General features: G+C 54.6%; 14 protein-coding genes. 6 read left to right on the top strand and 8 right to left on the bottom strand.

Annotation, left to right across the window (positions count from 1 at the left end; translation table 11 throughout):
- Window positions 1–155: 155 nt before the first annotated feature.
- The 4 genes from mutH to ACFX4O_RS22990 all read left to right on the top strand — a co-directional run bounded on the left by mutH (window position 156) and on the right by ACFX4O_RS22990 (window position 3,165).
- Window positions 156–851, top strand: coding sequence for a DNA mismatch repair endonuclease MutH (gene mutH / locus ACFX4O_RS23005; RefSeq protein ID WP_131408357.1), 696 nt, complete (start codon window positions 156–158; stop codon window positions 849–851).
- Between the two features lie 65 nt (window positions 852–916).
- The gene (locus tag ACFX4O_RS23000; protein ID WP_131408359.1) at window positions 917–1,630 is read left to right on the top strand and encodes a TerC family protein; all 714 of its coding nucleotides are present in this window, start codon (window positions 917–919) and stop codon (window positions 1,628–1,630) included.
- A 146-nt stretch (window positions 1,631–1,776) separates the two neighbouring features.
- Entirely contained in the window at window positions 1,777–1,995 is a 219-nt protein-coding gene (ygdR, locus tag ACFX4O_RS22995; RefSeq protein WP_007370351.1) for a lipoprotein YgdR, read from the top strand.
- Window positions 1,996–2,124: 129 nt separating this feature from the next.
- A complete protein-coding gene (locus tag ACFX4O_RS22990; protein WP_380211463.1) occupies window positions 2,125–3,165 on the top strand; it encodes an NADP(H)-dependent aldo-keto reductase in 1,041 nt (346 codons plus the stop codon).
- Window positions 3,166–3,168: 3 nt separating this feature from the next.
- Here the strand turns inward: ACFX4O_RS22990 and lplT are convergent, their stop codons facing one another.
- A complete protein-coding gene (gene lplT, locus ACFX4O_RS22985; RefSeq protein WP_380211461.1) occupies window positions 3,169–4,362 on the bottom strand; it encodes a lysophospholipid transporter LplT in 1,194 nt (397 codons plus the stop codon).
- Entirely contained in the window at window positions 4,355–6,514 is a 2,160-nt protein-coding gene (gene aas, locus ACFX4O_RS22980) for a bifunctional acyl-ACP--phospholipid O-acyltransferase/long-chain-fatty-acid--ACP ligase (RefSeq protein ID WP_380211459.1), read from the bottom strand. Before aas ends, lplT begins: the two co-directional genes overlap by 8 nt.
- A gap of 604 nt (window positions 6,515–7,118) precedes the next feature.
- On the opposite strand from aas, the gene galR reads away from it, so the two are divergent.
- A complete protein-coding gene (gene galR, locus ACFX4O_RS22975; protein ID WP_380211457.1) occupies window positions 7,119–8,123 on the top strand; it encodes an HTH-type transcriptional regulator GalR in 1,005 nt (334 codons plus the stop codon).
- Here galR and ACFX4O_RS22970 read toward each other — a convergent pair.
- Genes ACFX4O_RS22970 through ACFX4O_RS22950 form a run of 5 tightly spaced genes read right to left on the bottom strand, consistent with a single transcriptional unit; the run spans window position 8,096 to window position 12,479 of the window.
- On the bottom strand, window positions 8,096–8,560 hold the full coding sequence (locus tag ACFX4O_RS22970; RefSeq protein ID WP_380211455.1) for a GNAT family N-acetyltransferase: 465 nt from the start codon (window positions 8,558–8,560) through the stop codon (window positions 8,096–8,098). The genes galR and ACFX4O_RS22970 overlap by 28 nt on opposite strands.
- The gene (locus ACFX4O_RS22965) at window positions 8,557–9,330 is read right to left on the bottom strand and encodes a GntR family transcriptional regulator (protein WP_065370137.1); all 774 of its coding nucleotides are present in this window, start codon (window positions 9,328–9,330) and stop codon (window positions 8,557–8,559) included. The genes ACFX4O_RS22970 and ACFX4O_RS22965 overlap by 4 nt, the downstream gene beginning before the upstream one ends.
- A 58-nt stretch (window positions 9,331–9,388) precedes the next feature.
- Window positions 9,389–9,706 carry a PTS sugar transporter subunit IIB gene (locus ACFX4O_RS22960; RefSeq protein ID WP_131408373.1) on the bottom strand — a complete coding sequence of 106 codons (318 nt, stop codon included), beginning with the start codon at window positions 9,704–9,706 and terminating at the stop codon, window positions 9,389–9,391.
- A 9-nt stretch (window positions 9,707–9,715) separates the two neighbouring features.
- Window positions 9,716–11,143 (bottom strand): glycoside hydrolase family 1 protein, encoded by a 1,428-nt coding sequence (locus ACFX4O_RS22955; protein ID WP_380211452.1) that lies wholly within the window; start codon window positions 11,141–11,143, stop codon window positions 9,716–9,718.
- 7 nt (window positions 11,144–11,150) lie between these two features.
- Window positions 11,151–12,479, bottom strand: a complete 1,329-nt coding sequence (locus ACFX4O_RS22950; RefSeq protein WP_131408377.1) for a PTS sugar transporter subunit IIC — start codon at window positions 12,477–12,479, stop codon at window positions 11,151–11,153.
- Between the two features lie 275 nt (window positions 12,480–12,754).
- Between ACFX4O_RS22950 and ACFX4O_RS22945 the strand changes: the two genes are divergently transcribed.
- On the top strand, window positions 12,755–13,768 hold the full coding sequence (locus tag ACFX4O_RS22945; RefSeq protein WP_131408379.1) for a LacI family DNA-binding transcriptional regulator: 1,014 nt from the start codon (window positions 12,755–12,757) through the stop codon (window positions 13,766–13,768).
- On the opposite strand, the gene lysA is transcribed toward ACFX4O_RS22945, so the two are convergent.
- On the bottom strand, window positions 13,765–15,027 hold the full coding sequence (lysA, locus tag ACFX4O_RS22940; RefSeq protein WP_313507420.1) for a diaminopimelate decarboxylase: 1,263 nt from the start codon (window positions 15,025–15,027) through the stop codon (window positions 13,765–13,767). The two genes, ACFX4O_RS22945 and lysA, sit on opposite strands and share 4 nt — an antisense overlap.
- Window positions 15,028–15,087 lie beyond the last annotated feature (60 nt).

The raw sequence follows: 15,087 nt of genomic DNA, 5'->3' as shown, positions 1-15,087 counted from the left end.
GATTTGGAAAACCCGACACGTAGTTGCGCAACTCTTCAAAACCCTCCGTAAATTACCTTATAAATCATGCAATTGTTCATAGCACAAAGAAAAAGGTACACTGCCGGGCTACGGTGCAAAATTAGCGGTTATTTTTTAAGCAAAAGGTTTTTAACATGTTCGCGTTGGCTCCTTTCACTTCACCGCCTGAATCAGAAGTGCAATTGCTTGCCCAGGCACAGCGCCTGGCGGGCTACACGCTCGGCGAACTGGCCGCCCTTGCAGGCTTGCCCGTTCCGCGTGATTTAAAGCGTGATAAAGGCTGGACAGGTGTTCTGCTGGAGTTGTGGCTCGGTGCCAGCGCAGGCAGTAAACCCGAGCAAGATTTTGCCGCGCTGGGCGTTGAGCTAAAAACCATTCCGGTGGATAACCAGGGACGCCCGCTGGAAACCACATTTGTGTGCGTGGCGCCACTTACCGGCAACAGTGGCGTCGTGTGGGAAACCAGCCACGTGCGGCATAAGCTCAAGCGCGTCTTATGGGTTCCCATTGAAGGATCACGCGAGATACCGGTGGCGGATCGCCGCGTCGGATCGCCGCTGCTCTGGAGCCCAAATGCAGAAGAAGAACAGCAGTTGCGGCTCGACTGGGAAGAGTTGATGGATTTGATTGTGTTAGGTCAGGTCACCCGAATTACCGCCCGTCACGGCGAAGTTCTGCAATTGCGCCCGAAGGCTGCTAACAGTAAAGCGCTGACCGAGGCCATTGGCGAACATGGCGAAACCATCCTCACATTGCCGCGCGGCTTTTACCTGAAAAAGAACTTCACCGGTGCACTGCTGGCGCGCCACTTTTTGCTTTCGCCGCATTAAATTTTTGCCTAAGCCACAGTGGCGCTTATAATTGGCGCTTCTTTTTTTGGCAGGACTTTATAGAGATGTTATTTGCATGGGTAACCGATCCCAACGCCTGGCTCGCGCTCGGTACGCTGACGCTGCTGGAGATCGTTTTAGGGATCGACAACATTATTTTCCTCTCTCTGGTGGTTGCGAAGCTACCTACCGCGCAGCGTAATCACGCACGTCGGTTAGGTCTGGCTGCGGCGATGATCATGCGGCTATTACTGCTGGCATCCATTGCGTGGGTAACAAGGCTGACACACCCGCTGTTCAGCGTGTTTGATCACAGCGTTTCTGCCCGCGATCTGATCTTATTCCTTGGTGGTCTGTTCCTTATCTGGAAAGCGAGTAAAGAGATCCACGAATCGATCGAAGGGGAAGAGGAAGGATTGAAGACTAATGTGCATTCCTTCCTTGGCGCGATTGTGCAGATTATGCTGCTCGATATTATCTTCAGTCTCGACTCGGTGATCACGGCGGTGGGGCTGTCCGATCATCTGTTCATTATGATGGCGGCAGTAGTTATCGCCGTTGGCGTGATGATGTTTGCCGCGCGTCCGATTGGCGAGTTTGTTGATCGCCACCCGTCTGTCAAAATGCTGGCGTTGTCGTTTTTGATCCTCGTCGGTTTTACGCTGATTCTGGAAAGCGTCTCCATTCATGTACCGAAAGGTTACATCTACTTCGCTATGTTCTTCTCCATCGCGGTTGAAACGCTCAACCTGATGCGAAATAAGAAGAATCCGCTGTAAACAAAACGCTTCCTCAACCGGGGAAGCGTTTTTTATCTTTCATCTGTCTTTAACAACTTTTTTCAGATTATCCTGCTTTTTCATCGCCAAACAGCACGTTATTACTAAACTTGTTGTCAGACGCATGCCACCAGAGGATCAGAACGATGAAGAAATGGGCAGTGATTATTTCCGCAGTGGGGTTGGCTTTCGCCGTTTCCGGATGCAGCAGTGATTACGTGATGGCGACAAAAGACGGCAGGATGATCCTGACGGACGGTAAGCCGGAAATTGACGATGATACCGGGCTGGTCAGCTACCGCGATCAGCAGGGCAATAAGATGCAGATTAACCGCGATGACGTATCCCAGATTATTGAACGCTAAGAAATTGTTATAAAGGTCAGTCACCTGCTGGCCTTTATTTGATTTTTCGCTTTCCCTTTTTACTCCCCTCTGCCATGTTTATATTCCTTTGTCAGGTCAACTGACGTTGTACTTTTAAGGAAGCCGGCTATGCAGTATCACCGTATCCCCCACAGTTCGCTTGAAATAAGCACCCTGGGGCTGGGCACTATGACGTTTGGTGAACAAAACAGCGAAGCCGACGCCCATGCACAGCTCGATTACGCCGTCAGCCAGGGCATCAACCTGATTGACGTTGCAGAGATGTACCCTGTTCCGCCACGTCCGGAAACGCAGGGTTTGACGGAAACCTATGTCGGCAACTGGCTGGCAAAACGCGGTAACCGTGAGAAGCTGGTTATCGCCTCCAAAGTCAGTGGCCCCAGCCGCAACAATGACAGCGGTATTCGCCCGAATCAGGCGTTGGATCGCAAAAACATCCGCGTGGCACTGGACGACAGCTTAAAACGTCTGCAAACCGATTACCTCGATCTTTACCAGGTACACTGGCCACAGCGCCCGACCAACTGCTTCGGCAAACTGGGTTACAGCTGGGTTGATAGTGCGCCGGTGGTGACGCTGCTGGAAACGCTGGAGGCGCTGACCGAATGCCAGCGTGCCGGGAAAATCCGCTATATCGGCGTGTCAAACGAAACGGCGTTTGGCGTAATGCGTTATCTGCAACTGGCCGAGAAACATGAGTTGCCACGCATCGTGACGATTCAGAACCCGTACAGCTTGTTAAACCGCAGCTTTGAAGTGGGTCTGGCGGAAGTGAGCCAATATGAAGGTGTCGAGCTGCTCGCCTACTCGTGTCTGGCGTTTGGTACGCTAACCGGTAAATATCTCAACGGTGCGAAACCCGCTGGCGCGCGCAACACCCTGTTTAGCCGCTTTACGCGTTACAGCAGTGAGCAGTCGCAAAAAGCCGTCGCGGCGTATGTCGAGATTGCGAAGCGCCACAATCTGGATCCGGCGCAAATGGCGCTGGCTTTCGTGCGGCGTCAGCCTTTCGTCGCCAGCACCCTGCTGGGCGCAACGACGATGGAGCAACTGAAAACCAACGTGGAAAGCTTCCATCTCGATCTCAGCGCAGAGATTCTGGCTGAGATCGAAGCAGTGCATCAGGTTTACACCTACCCGGCACCGTAACGGTTAACGGCGGCGCTGCCAGATCCACAGCGCCGTAATTGCCAGCGCGAAAATAACCCCAAAGCCCACGCCAGTGCCAATTACCGGTACGCCCGCTTTCACCGCCAACGAGTACAGGCCCAGCATCAACAACATGGCCATGTTTTCGCCGAGGTTCTGCACCGCGATCGCATTGCCCGCGCCAACCGACTCTTTGCCAATCGCTTGCAACAGCGCATTCAGCGGCACCACAAAGAAACCGCCCAACATGCCGATCAACATCAGCACGCCGTAAGCAGGCAGTAATGCATGTTGCAATGAAAACAGCACCACCGCCACGCCAATGAGAATGCCAGCAGGCATACAACGCGCCACGGTTTCCAGCGTCACCAGCTTCGCTGCCAGCCCGGCACCAGCCACAATTCCGACGGCGACCATCGCGTTAAGATACGTTGGCGTCGCGTTATCCGTGATCCCAAGCGCCACTGGCACCCACAGCACCAGCAGGAAACGCAGCGTCACGCCCGCGCCCCAGAACAGACTAGTCCCGACCAGCGAGAAGCGCGTTTTACCGTTGCGCCACAGGCTTTTGCAGGCGTTGAAGAAGCTGGACGTCATTGGTGTAAAGCGCCAGGATTGCCCCGGACGCGCAGCAGGTAGCTTCGGGATCAGCAAATTGGCGATCACCGCGCCCGCATACACCAGCGCACAAACGCCAAGCGCCGCCAGCACGTGCCAGTCGGCCAGTACACCGCCAGCAACGGAGCCGAGTAAAATGGCGGCAATGGTCGACGACTCCATCAAACCATTCGCTTTCACCAGCTTATCGCCGGTGGTGATTTCACCAAGAATGCCGTACTTCGCCGGGGAATAGGCTGCCGCACCAATGCCGACTAACAGATAACCGACAAACGGATTGATGCCGATGCAAATACTCGCCGCGCCAACCAGTTTCAGGCCGTTGGCGAACATCATCACCCGGCCTTTGGCGAAGCTGTCGGCGATCTGTCCAACAAAGGGTGCGAAAAGAATGTAAGCGCCCACAAACACCATCTGCAAAATCGGCTGGCTCCAGTCGGGATAAAACTCCGCTTTCAGCAACGCCAGCGTGGCGAAGAGCAGCGCGTTATCGCCAAACGCCGAGAGAAACTGCGCGGCAATCACCGCCATCATCCCGCGCGACCACAGCGAGGAGTTAGTGCTTACTGACTCATGCATGTGTCGACTCCGCCTCTTCAATCATGCTTTTCAGGGTCACAAAATCAGGTTTGCCGCTGCCCAGCACGGGCAACTGTTTCAGGAAGCGAATATCGCGCGGCACGGCAAGTTCCGGCACCCCCTGCGACCGCGCCTGCTGTTGCAGCTTATCGCGCGTCAACTCGCTGTCGGTGGTGAACATCACCAGCGCCTCGCCTTTGCTGGCATCGCTCTTGACCACCGTGGCATGCAGTTTCTCCGGCGAAACCGCCAGCGCCAGTTGTTCGACAATCTCCAGCGAGATCATCTCCCCGGCGATTTTGGCAAAACGCTTCGCCCGCCCCTGAATCTGCACAAAGCCTTGCTCATCAAAACGGACAATATCACCGGTGTCATACCAGCCCGCTTCCATTTCGCCGTTGATATTTTCCGCCGTGGGCGCTTCCAGCACGCCGGGATTTTCCACCCGCAGATAACCGGTCATCACGTTGGGCCCTTTCAATTGCAGGCGACCACCGTCTTCAATGCCCGGCACCGCCATTAACCGCGCATCCATGCCAGGTAAAATCCGCCCGACGGTACCCGGTTTTGCTGCCATCGGTACGTTGATAGAAACCACTGGCGCACACTCGGTCACGCCGTAACCTTCAAGGATGCGCAGGCCGAATTTGTCCTGCCACAGCTGGCGGGTGCTGTCCTGCAATTTTTCAGCACCGGCAACCACATAGCGCAAGCGGAAGAAGTCATACGGGTTGGCAAAACGCGCATAATTGCCAAGGAATGTCGAGGTGCCAAACAGCACGGTGCAGTTACGGTCATACACCAGTTCAGGAACAATGCGGTAGTGCAACGGGCTCGGATAAAGGAACACCTCCGCGCCGGTGAATAACGGCGTGAATAACCCCACCGTTAAGCCAAACGAGTGGAATAGCGGCAGCGCCGACATGAAGCGGTCATTGGCGGTGAAATCGGCGATGGTTTTAATCTGCTCAACGTTGGCCAGTAGGCTTTTATGGCTATGCACCACGCCCTTCGGATTGCCCTCTGAACCTGAGGTGAAGAGGATCAGTGCCGGGTCTTCCGGTTTTTGCGGCAGTTGCGCTTTTAATGGCGTCAGCAGATGGCGGAAAATCCACACCTTGTCTTCCCAGGTGACATCGCCTTTTAAATCTTCCAGATAAACCCAGCGTACCTGTGTGAGCTGCTCCGGCAGATGCCACAGCTTGCCTTTATCCATAAAAGTACGGGATGTGAAGATGGTTTTAATCTGCGCTGCGGTAATCGCACTACTCAACCCTTTCACGCCGGCGGTGTAGTTCATCATCGCCGGGATGCGCGCACGCGCAATCGCGCCGAAAATCACCGCCGCGCTGATGCCGGCGTTTGGCAACATCAGGCCGATTTTCTCACCCGGCGCGCTATATTTATCCAGGATACGGGCAACAAACAGCGATTTGGTCAGCAGCTTGCGGTAACTATCCGGCGTGAAATTGATGTCTTCAACACAGTGCTTATTAGAGCCATAGCGATGCTTTGCAGAAAGCAATGCTTCAAACAGGGTTTCGCGTGGGCGCACGGCCATACGCGCTTCCATCATAATTTGATGCAGCATCTCGCCCGCCAGCTTGCGACGGTCACGCGCACGCGGCGCATCCGGCATCGGTAGATGCGTAGGCGGCAGAATATGCAACGTAATACGTGGGAACAGGCGCTGTTTTACCAGCCCTTTGAGGCGGCTGAAGTAAGTTAGCTCCGCACCATCAATACGCAGTGGGATCACCGTCGCGCCTGATTTTGCCGCCACGAAACCTGCACCGTCGTAAATTTTCATTAATGAGCCGGAAACAGAAATACGGCCTTCCGGGAAAATCACCACCGGGCGGCCCTGTTCCACTAACCGCACCAGATGTTTAATCGACATCGGCTTGGTCGGGTCCAACGGCACAAAATCAATAATCGAGCTTATCCAGCGCATGTACCACTGGCTGCTGATGGAGGTGTAGACCGCAAAAACCGGGCGCACTGGCAGAAATAACGCCAGCAAAATGCCATCAATAAAAGAGACATGATTAGGGGTAATAAGCACGCGTTCGCCGTGCAGCGCCTGCATGTTGCCGGTCAGTTGTACGCGAAACAACACACGGAACAGACCGCGGAAAAAACCCAGTAGCATTTCAACTCCTTTTGCCAGTCAATTAAGCACGTTATCAAATTGTGGCAGATTACATGAGAAGTGCGGCGGGTTAAAACGCGGGCGAAAAAAAACCTGCGCGTCCGCGCAGGTTGGTGCAAGAAATGAGTACGAAAAGCGTACCGAATAAATCACCAATCAATACCTCTGGGACCTTGATTGTCGCGTGCGGCACCGCGCCTCACCAGTGGGAAAAAGCAAGAGAGTGAGCCGAAGTGAAACGAGGTGTGTCCATTCGCGATTACTGTTACAGACTAAAGGTAAAAAAAAACCTGCGCATCTGCGCAGGTTGGTGTAATTCGAGTGTGCAACCCTGGGGGTTGCGCTCACCTATCAATACCTCTGGGAGTTCTACTCTGTCACGGGGGGATACACGCCACCAGCGGACAATCGAAACAGCCCTTCGCAAAGTGTAACTAAAGATTGTGCCTGAATTACTTTGCAATTTCCCACGTGTAACGTTTTCACTGATTTCCTTCGCGTCAGCTCACGTTTGCAGATACCTGCCGGGTAGCTTCCTTGATTACACGTCGCTTTTCCGTAACACTATGCAGCGTGTAAACGCTTACCCAAAGGAAGGTGCGTGATGGCGACTATCAAAGATGTCGCGCGGCTGGCAGGAGTTTCGGTCGCAACGGTTTCCCGCGTGATTAACGACTCGCCAAAAGCGAGCGAAACCTCGCGCCAGGCGGTGCAAAGCGCAATGGATGCGCTCAATTACCACCCGAACGCTAATGCCCGCGCGCTGGCGCAACAGTCCACCGAAACAGTGGGTCTGGTGGTGGGCGACGTGTCGGATCCCTTTTTCGGCGCCATGGTGAAGGCTGTTGAACAGGTCGCCTCCGCTACCGGGAATTTCTTGCTGATTGGCAACGGCTACCATAACGAAGAGAAAGAGCGTAAAGCCATTGAGCAACTTATTCGCCACCGCTGCGCGGCGCTGGTCGTTCACGCCAAAACCCTTCCTGACGATGAACTCGCCTCGCTGATGAAACAGATGCCGGGCATGGTGTTAATCAACCGCATTTTGCCGGGTTTTGAACAACGCTGTGTGGCTCTGGATGACCGTTACGGTGCCTGGCTGGCAACGCGCCATCTGATCCAGCAAGGCCATACGCGCATTGGCTATCTTTGCTCCAACCACGCGATTTCTGATGCGGAAGACCGCTTGCAAGGCTATTACGATGCGCTGAAAGAGAATGGTTTGCCCTGTAACGATCGGCTGGTGACGTTTGCCGAGCCGGATGAGAGCGGCGGCGAACAGGCGATGACCGAGTTGCTCGGTCGGGGGCGTAACTTTACCGCCGTCGCTTGTTATAACGATTCCATGGCCGCGGGTGCCATGGGTGTGCTGAATGACAATGGCATTGATGTGCCACGTGAGATTTCACTAATTGGCTTCGATGATGTGTTGGTATCGCGCTATGTTCGCCCGCGCTTAACTACCGTGCGCTACCCGATTGTCACCATGGCAACACAAGCCGCCGAGCTGGCGCTGGCGCTGGCGGAAAACCGCCCGCTGCCGGAAATCACTTACCTTTTCAATCCAACGCTGGTACGCCGTCATTCGGTGATTGCGCTGCAAGAGTAGCGGTACAGGTGCACGGTCTTGTCCGGATACTCAAGACCGTCGCCGATGTAGCGCCAGCCAAAACGCTCGTAAAAATCACGACACGCCGAGTAAAGATGCAGCTCCTGAAAACCCATCGCCTTCGCCTGCTCAATCACATGGCGCTGTAACCGTCCGGCAAGCCCCTGCCCGCGAGTGCTCTCTTTCACATATAACGCCGCCAGCCACGGAAACAGATCCTGGCGGCTTATCAAATCGCAGCGCCACAGCCCGACGGTTCCCAGCAGTTGATCATCGTCAACCAGGACATAAGTCAGCGGCAACTGCCCCGGCCGCTGGCTGTGGGCGATGATACTGGCGAAGAAATCACGCGGCAGCGAATCGCCAAACTCATGCCATAACCAGTCCACCACCTGCTCTTCGAAGTGTGGCGCTTCGTAAAGGGGAATAATCTTCATACGATCTTTCCTTGGAAAATCGGTACCGACTCAAACAGGTAGCCATCAAAGTCTGGCGCATCTTCATCGGAAAGCTCCAACAGGCTCTTTTTGACATTTTCGAGGTGCTGCCACATGGCTTGCCATGCGCCCATCACATCGCGACGGCGCAGCGCTGCCAGCAGAGTCTGCCGGTCGCCCAGCCATTTCAGGCGATACGGGCGGCTGGCAATATGCACGTTGAATTGTTGCCACAGCGGGCTGCTGTCCATGTGGTGCCAGATACTCTCCACCGTCGCCAACAGCATTTGGTTTTGCGATGCGCCAGCCAGCACCAGGTGGAACATTTTGCTGTTGTCCTGCGAGGTGTCATTCATCGCAATGGCGCGCTGCTCTTGCTCAAGAATGCGCCGAAGATTATCGATATCCGCGCGCGTCGCCATTTTGGCGGCAAAAGCGGCGATATTACTCTCCAGCAGTTGTCGCGCCTGTAAGATCTCAAACGGGCCAACATCGCTACTTAAAAAGCGCTCCTCTTCGTTTTCATGCTCCTGCGGAATACGCATCACATAAACACCGGAACCCTGGCGAATATCCACCGTGCCTTGCAACTCCAGCATCAGCAATGCTTCACGCACGATGGTACGGCTAACGCCATATTTTTCGGCGATATTGCGCTCCGGCGGCAGACGGGAACCCACGGGGTAATGCCCCTGGATTATCTGCTCGCGTAAATCTTCGCCAATCTCCTGGTACTGTTTTTTTTCCGGCGGGACGACGGCCTTCTCCACAATATCACCTGCAAGTCTGAGTTATCGCTCAGGCCGGGCGCGCCCCGGCCTGTCGGCGCTATCTTACCAAAGCCAGCGCTTGATCGAGAACTTTCGCGCCGTTTAAGGTGCCGTAAGCCACCGAATCGATCACATCAATCGGAATGCCGTATTCGTCGGTCAGTTTTTTATTTTCCGCTAGCTTAAAGCGCACCTGCGGCCCCAGCAGCACAGCGGTTATCTCGGCGGCGTAGCTTTGCAGTTCGTCGCGCAGGGATTGCTCAGCAATGGCGTAGATCTTCAGCTCAAGGCCGCGCTCCGCCGCCACTTTTTCCATTTTGGTCACCACCAGCGATGTGGACATCCCGGCGGAGCAGCACAACACAATACGTTTCATGGTGGCTCCTTATTTCCATTCGTCATCAATAGTCAGAGTAAGCTGGCGTTCATCGCCCAGCTTACGAAACCAGGCGGCAGACTTTTTCAGCCGGCGGTCGCGGTTGTTTTGCAGGTCGATCTCAATCAGGCCATAGCGGTTTTTAAACGCGTTCATTGGCGAGACGTTATCGGTAAACGCCCACAACATGTAACCCTGGCAGTTCGCGCCCGCTTCTCTGGCGCGCAGCGTTTGGTATAAATGTGCGGCAATAAAATCAATGCGGTAATCGTCCTCAATGGTGCCCGCCGCGTTGCGAAACTGCCCTTCGTTCTCAATACCCATGCCGCTTTCTGCAACAAACCACGGAATGTTGCCGTAGTCGTTTTTGATGCGCATCGCCATGTCATAAATGATCTCCGGCAGGATCTCCCAGCCGCGCGATTTGTTCATTTTTCTGCCCGGCAACTCAAAAGGCTCGTAGTAGTAGGCCGGGTGGAAAGGCGTTTCCGGGTGCCAGGCGCGCGACGGCGCTTTTACACGATGCGGGTAATAGAGGTTAATACCGAGTTCATCAACGGTGTTGTCACGAATGATCGCCAGCTCTTCCTCGCTGTAATCCCACTGCACCTGGTGTTTTTCCAGCAACTGGAACAACTCCGGTGGATAGTGGCCTTTCACCATTGGGTCAAGAAAGATGCGGTTATAGAACAGATCGTAGCGCTCGGCGGCCAGCACATCGTGCGCCGCGCGTGAACGCGGGTAAGTAACTTCCGGGTTGAGAATGCAGCCCACGGTGCCTTGATAACCCTTCTCGCGAAACAGCTTCACCACTTTCGCGGTAGCAAGGTTTTTATGGTGATTCCACTGCATCCAGGTGCCGGTGTTCTGCTCATAAGGCCAGCGCAGCGCATCCAGGTAAACGCGGGTTTGCACCACAATCGGCTCGTTGAAGGTGAACCAGCGGGTAACTTTATGGTGAAAACGCTCAAACACCTTTTCGGCATACAGCAGATACAACTCAACCACTTTTTTTGACGCCCAGCCGCCGTAGGTTTCCAGCAAATAACCCGGCAGTTCATAATGTTCCAGGCAGATCATCGGCACAATGCCGTGGCGCTGCATCTCGTCAAACAGTTCGTCGTAATACGCGGCATAGCGTTCATCGACCACGCCGTTTTCATAATCAGTAAGAAAGCGCGACCAGTTGATTGACGTGCGATAGTGAGTCAGCCCCGCCTGTTTCATCAGTTGCACATCTTCACGAAAACGCTGGTAGAAATTGGTCGCCACTGCCGGGCCGTAACCGTCGTGCCAGACGTGACGATCGTTTTTGTACCAGAGATCGGGCCAGGAATCCTGGCCCTCCCGTTTGTCGACCCAGCCTTCGGTTTGCCAGGCTGAGGCCGCCGCGCCCAGAATAAACGACGGCGGTATGGCAATAGTTTTCTTGCTCATTACATCCTCAGGCGTTGTTAGAGGCTTCGGCTTGTAGTTGCGCTTGTTCGGCGCGGCGAGAGGCAATTTTCACAAACGGCAGATAGATAATGACGGAAGTAATAATGCAGATAAGCTGCGTCACCACCGCACCCATTGAACCGGCGGTCGACAGCCAGGCGTTGATCAATGGCGGCGTCGTCCACGGCACCATCACCACCGCTTTGCCGGCAAAGCCAGTCACCGTGGCGAAATAACCGATCGAGCCGGTTACCAGCGGGGTGATGATAAACGGGATCGCGAGGATCGGGTTAAGCATGATCGGCATGCCGAAAATAACCGGCTCGTTAATATTAAATACTCCTGGCCCGATGGAGAGTTTGGCGATCTCTTTCATCTCTTTACGCTTGGTGGCGATCATCACCGCAATCAGCAAGCCGATGGTTAAACCCGAGCCACCGATACTCATATACACATCCCAGAACGGCATGGTGATGATGTTCGGCACCTCTTTGCCCTGCTCAAAGGCGCTCATATTAACGGTGATCGCACCCAGCAGCAGCGGTTCGCGGATAGGCTTAATCATCTGGTTACCGTGGATACCGATAACCCAGAACAGTTGCGCCACAAACATCAGCAGCAAAATACCGGGCAGGCTTTGCACCACGCGCTCCAGCGGCTGTTGCACCACCTGGTAAACGGCGTCATACAGGTACATGCCGGTCACCTGGTGGAAAACAAAACCGAAGGTGGCAATTACCGTAGTGGTGATGATCGCCGGGATCAGGGCCGAAAACGAAGCAGAAACGTTGGGCGGCACGGTGTCCGGCATTTTGATCTTCAGCCCATCGCGGTTTTCCAGCCAGCAGTAAATTTCCACCGACAAAATAGCGATAAACATGCCGAGGAACAGGCTACGGGTATCGGAGAACTGGCGCAGCAGCACGTCTTTCACCACGTGCATCTGCCCGTCTACCAGCATTTCTACGGTGGTTGGCGTGACGCAGATAAAACAGATCACCGCCAGTAAACCGGGAAACAGCGTCTTAATGCCGTTGATACGCCCGAGTTCAATACCGATTAAGAACACCGCGCCAATGTTGAGAAAGTTCAGCGTGGCGTAGTTAATCGCACTGGTGATCGGCTTTAACGCCGCGAGAAAGGAGAGTGACTGGAAGCTGGCGAGGCCGTTTTTCGGATCCAGCACCATATTGGAGATCAGGACGGAAAATGCGCCGACGATGATCACCGGCATCAGGGTAATAAACGAAGCTTTGATCGCCATGATATAGCGATAGCTGTTGAACTTTGTCGCAAAACTACCCAGAGAATCGATGAGTTTTTCTTGTAGGGCCATGAGTTAACACCTCAGTAAAGGGGCTTTTTTATCGATGCAGGGATACAGCACAGTCCCATTTGGCATACCAAAAATAGCCATACATAGGAGAAAGTTCTGTGACGAGGCTCGCAACCCGCATTCTGGTATTCCAAAACGAGACGAAAGCCAACATTGGCATACCACCTTACCGTTAGCAGGGATTTTCGACACTTAGCGCAAACCGTAACGGCTGGCCTTAACCCGTGAAATGAGTGTGGTAAACTGCGTTTCATTACGCGAAACGAGAACTCGTCATGGTCACAATGCTGGATGTCTCATTGCGCGCGGGCGTTTCAAAAGCAACGGTTTCCCGCGTGCTGAACGGTACGGGTCAGGTAAAAGAGAGCACCCGCATTCAGGTTTTTAAGGCGATGGAAGAGCTGGACTATCGGCCCAACTTTCTTGCCCGCTCGCTGGCAAACCGCACCAGCAACAGCATTGGCCTGGTGGTATCCAGTTTTGACGGTTTTTATTTTGGCCGCTTATTGCAGCAGGCGTCACGCCAGGCGGAATTGCACGGCAAACAGTTAATTGTCACCGACGGTCACGATACGCCAGAGCGGGAAGAGCTGGCGGTGCAGATGCTGGCAGACAGGCGCTGCGACGCCATTATCCTTTACACCCGGTTTATGAGTGAAAAGGCGATCTTAACGCTTATTGATGCCACACCAATGCCGCTGATCGTTATCAACCGCGAGCTATTCCAGGCGCACGACAAATGCGTGTTCTTCGAGCAGCAGGACGCGGCCTTCCAGGCGGTGGATTACCTGATCACACAGCATCACCGGGATATTGCCTGCATCACCGCACCCATCCACACGCCGACCGGTAAAGCGCGGTTGATGGGTTATCGCAAGGCGCTGGAAAAGCACGGCATTCGCTGGGATCCGGCCAAAGTGAAATACGGTGACTCCACCATGACGCGCGGGTATGAGCTGTGCCAGCAGATGTTGCAGGAAGGGGTAACGTTCAGCGCGCTGTTTGCGTGTAACGACGATATGGCGCTGGGCGCCTCAAAGGCTATATGGCAGGCGGGTTTGCGTATTCCACAGGATATTTCGCTGTTCGGCTTTGATGACGCGCCGAGCGCCCGCTGGCTGGAGCCGGGGCTATCGACGGTCTATTTGCCGATCGATAACATGATCACCACCGCGATTGATCAGGCGATCAAACTGGTGAACAACGAACAGATCGCGGCGATCCCACCGTTTACCGGCACGCTGGTATTGCGTGAATCAGTGGCAGCGGGACCGACCAGCAAGGCTTAGAGCAGCTCCAGACCGATCAGTTCTTCGATGGTCTGGCGGCGGCGAATCAACCGCGCGACACCGTTATCAAATAAGACTTCCGGCAGCAGCGGGCGGCTGTTGTAGTTCGATGACATCGAGGCACCATACGCGCCGGTATCATGCAGCACCAGATAATCCCCGGCTTTCACTTCCGGCAGCGCGCGGGTTTCCACTTTCCCGCCCTCTTGCTGAGTAAAGACATCGCCGGATTCACACAGCGGTCCGGCAACCACGGTATCAATCAGTGGCGCATGGCGAAGATCGCGGCCATCGGCGGCCAGCGCGGTAATGTGGTGGTAACTGCCGTACATTGCCGGGCGCATCAGATCGTTAAAACCGGCGTCGATCAGCACAAAGTGACGGCTGCCCATGTTTTTCACACTGCGCACTTGCGAAACCAGCACGCCAGATTCCGCCACCAGGAAGCGCCCTGGTTCGATCTCCAGCTTCACCGCGTGTCCCAGATGTTTGGCGATTTGCTCGCGCGCCGCGTTCCAGAGCCCGTAATAATGCGCGGTGTCCACCGGCTCTTCCCCTTCGTGGTAGGGAATCGACAGACCGCCGCCTGCGGAAATCGCATGCAGATCCTGGCCGAAATCGACCACCTGGCGCACCATCGCACCACACACTTGCTCCAGATGGCCATAATCCACGCCGGAACCGATATGCATATGAATGCCCGCCAGTTTCAGCTGGTAACGCTGCATCACTGCCAGTGCATCTGCCAGATCGCTGTACCAGATACCATGTTTGCTGTTTTCGCCGCCAGTATTGGTTTTTTGGCTGTGGCCGTGACCAAAACCAGGGTTAACGCGTAACCACACGCGATGACCCGGCGAGACCGCGCCAAGCTGCTCCAGCATATCCACCGAACCGGCGTTCACCGCAATTCCCAGTTCACTCACGCGTGCAATAGTCGCGTCGTCCAGCACATCGGCGGTAAAAACGATATCGTCCGGGTGCGTTTGCGGATCGTAACCCGCTGCTAGCGCACGTTCGATCTCCCCCAGCGAAACGGAATCGACTTTCACGCCCTGCTCCCGCATCAGACGCAGAATATGAATATTCGAACAGGCTTTTTGCGCAAAACGCACCACGTCAAACGCGCGCAGTTTGGCGATTTGTGCGCGAATGATTTGCGCGTCATAAACCCATACCGGGCAGCCAAATTCAGCAGGTAAGCGCAGCAGATTTGCGGCGTTAAGGTCGGTTTCAGTCTGGTGTAATGAGCGTGGCATGATGACTCCGGGCAACAAAATTTTTACTGATTACGCCACAGCGCGAAGAGAATAAAAAAT

Source organism: Kosakonia sp. YIM B13571 (assembly GCF_042788095.1).
Lineage (GTDB): Bacteria > Pseudomonadota > Gammaproteobacteria > Enterobacterales > Enterobacteriaceae > Kosakonia > Kosakonia quasisacchari.
The sequence above is the reverse complement of the archived record's forward strand: the minus strand, read 5'-3'. Positions and strand labels throughout refer to the sequence as shown.

What these genes read in the sequence shown, in the direction of transcription:
- mutH (WP_131408357.1), top strand. Translation starts at nt 156, where the DNA reads ATGTTCGCGTTGGCTCCTTTCACTTCACCGCCTGAATCAGAAGTGCAA.
- ACFX4O_RS23000 (WP_131408359.1), top strand. Translation starts at nt 917, where the DNA reads ATGTTATTTGCATGGGTAACCGATCCCAACGCCTGGCTCGCGCTCGGT.
- ygdR (WP_007370351.1), top strand. Translation starts at nt 1,777, where the DNA reads ATGAAGAAATGGGCAGTGATTATTTCCGCAGTGGGGTTGGCTTTCGCC.
- ACFX4O_RS22990 (WP_380211463.1), top strand. Translation starts at nt 2,125, where the DNA reads ATGCAGTATCACCGTATCCCCCACAGTTCGCTTGAAATAAGCACCCTG.
- lplT (WP_380211461.1), bottom strand. Translation starts at nt 4,362, where the DNA reads ATGCATGAGTCAGTAAGCACTAACTCCTCGCTGTGGTCGCGCGGGATG.
- aas (WP_380211459.1), bottom strand. Translation starts at nt 6,514, where the DNA reads ATGCTACTGGGTTTTTTCCGCGGTCTGTTCCGTGTGTTGTTTCGCGTA.
- galR (WP_380211457.1), top strand. Translation starts at nt 7,119, where the DNA reads ATGGCGACTATCAAAGATGTCGCGCGGCTGGCAGGAGTTTCGGTCGCA.
- ACFX4O_RS22970 (WP_380211455.1), bottom strand. Translation starts at nt 8,560, where the DNA reads ATGAAGATTATTCCCCTTTACGAAGCGCCACACTTCGAAGAGCAGGTG.
- ACFX4O_RS22960 (WP_131408373.1), bottom strand. Translation starts at nt 9,706, where the DNA reads ATGAAACGTATTGTGTTGTGCTGCTCCGCCGGGATGTCCACATCGCTG.
- ACFX4O_RS22955 (WP_380211452.1), bottom strand. Translation starts at nt 11,143, where the DNA reads ATGAGCAAGAAAACTATTGCCATACCGCCGTCGTTTATTCTGGGCGCG.
- ACFX4O_RS22950 (WP_131408377.1), bottom strand. Translation starts at nt 12,479, where the DNA reads ATGGCCCTACAAGAAAAACTCATCGATTCTCTGGGTAGTTTTGCGACA.
- ACFX4O_RS22945 (WP_131408379.1), top strand. Translation starts at nt 12,755, where the DNA reads ATGGTCACAATGCTGGATGTCTCATTGCGCGCGGGCGTTTCAAAAGCA.
- lysA (WP_313507420.1), bottom strand. Translation starts at nt 15,027, where the DNA reads ATGCCACGCTCATTACACCAGACTGAAACCGACCTTAACGCCGCAAAT.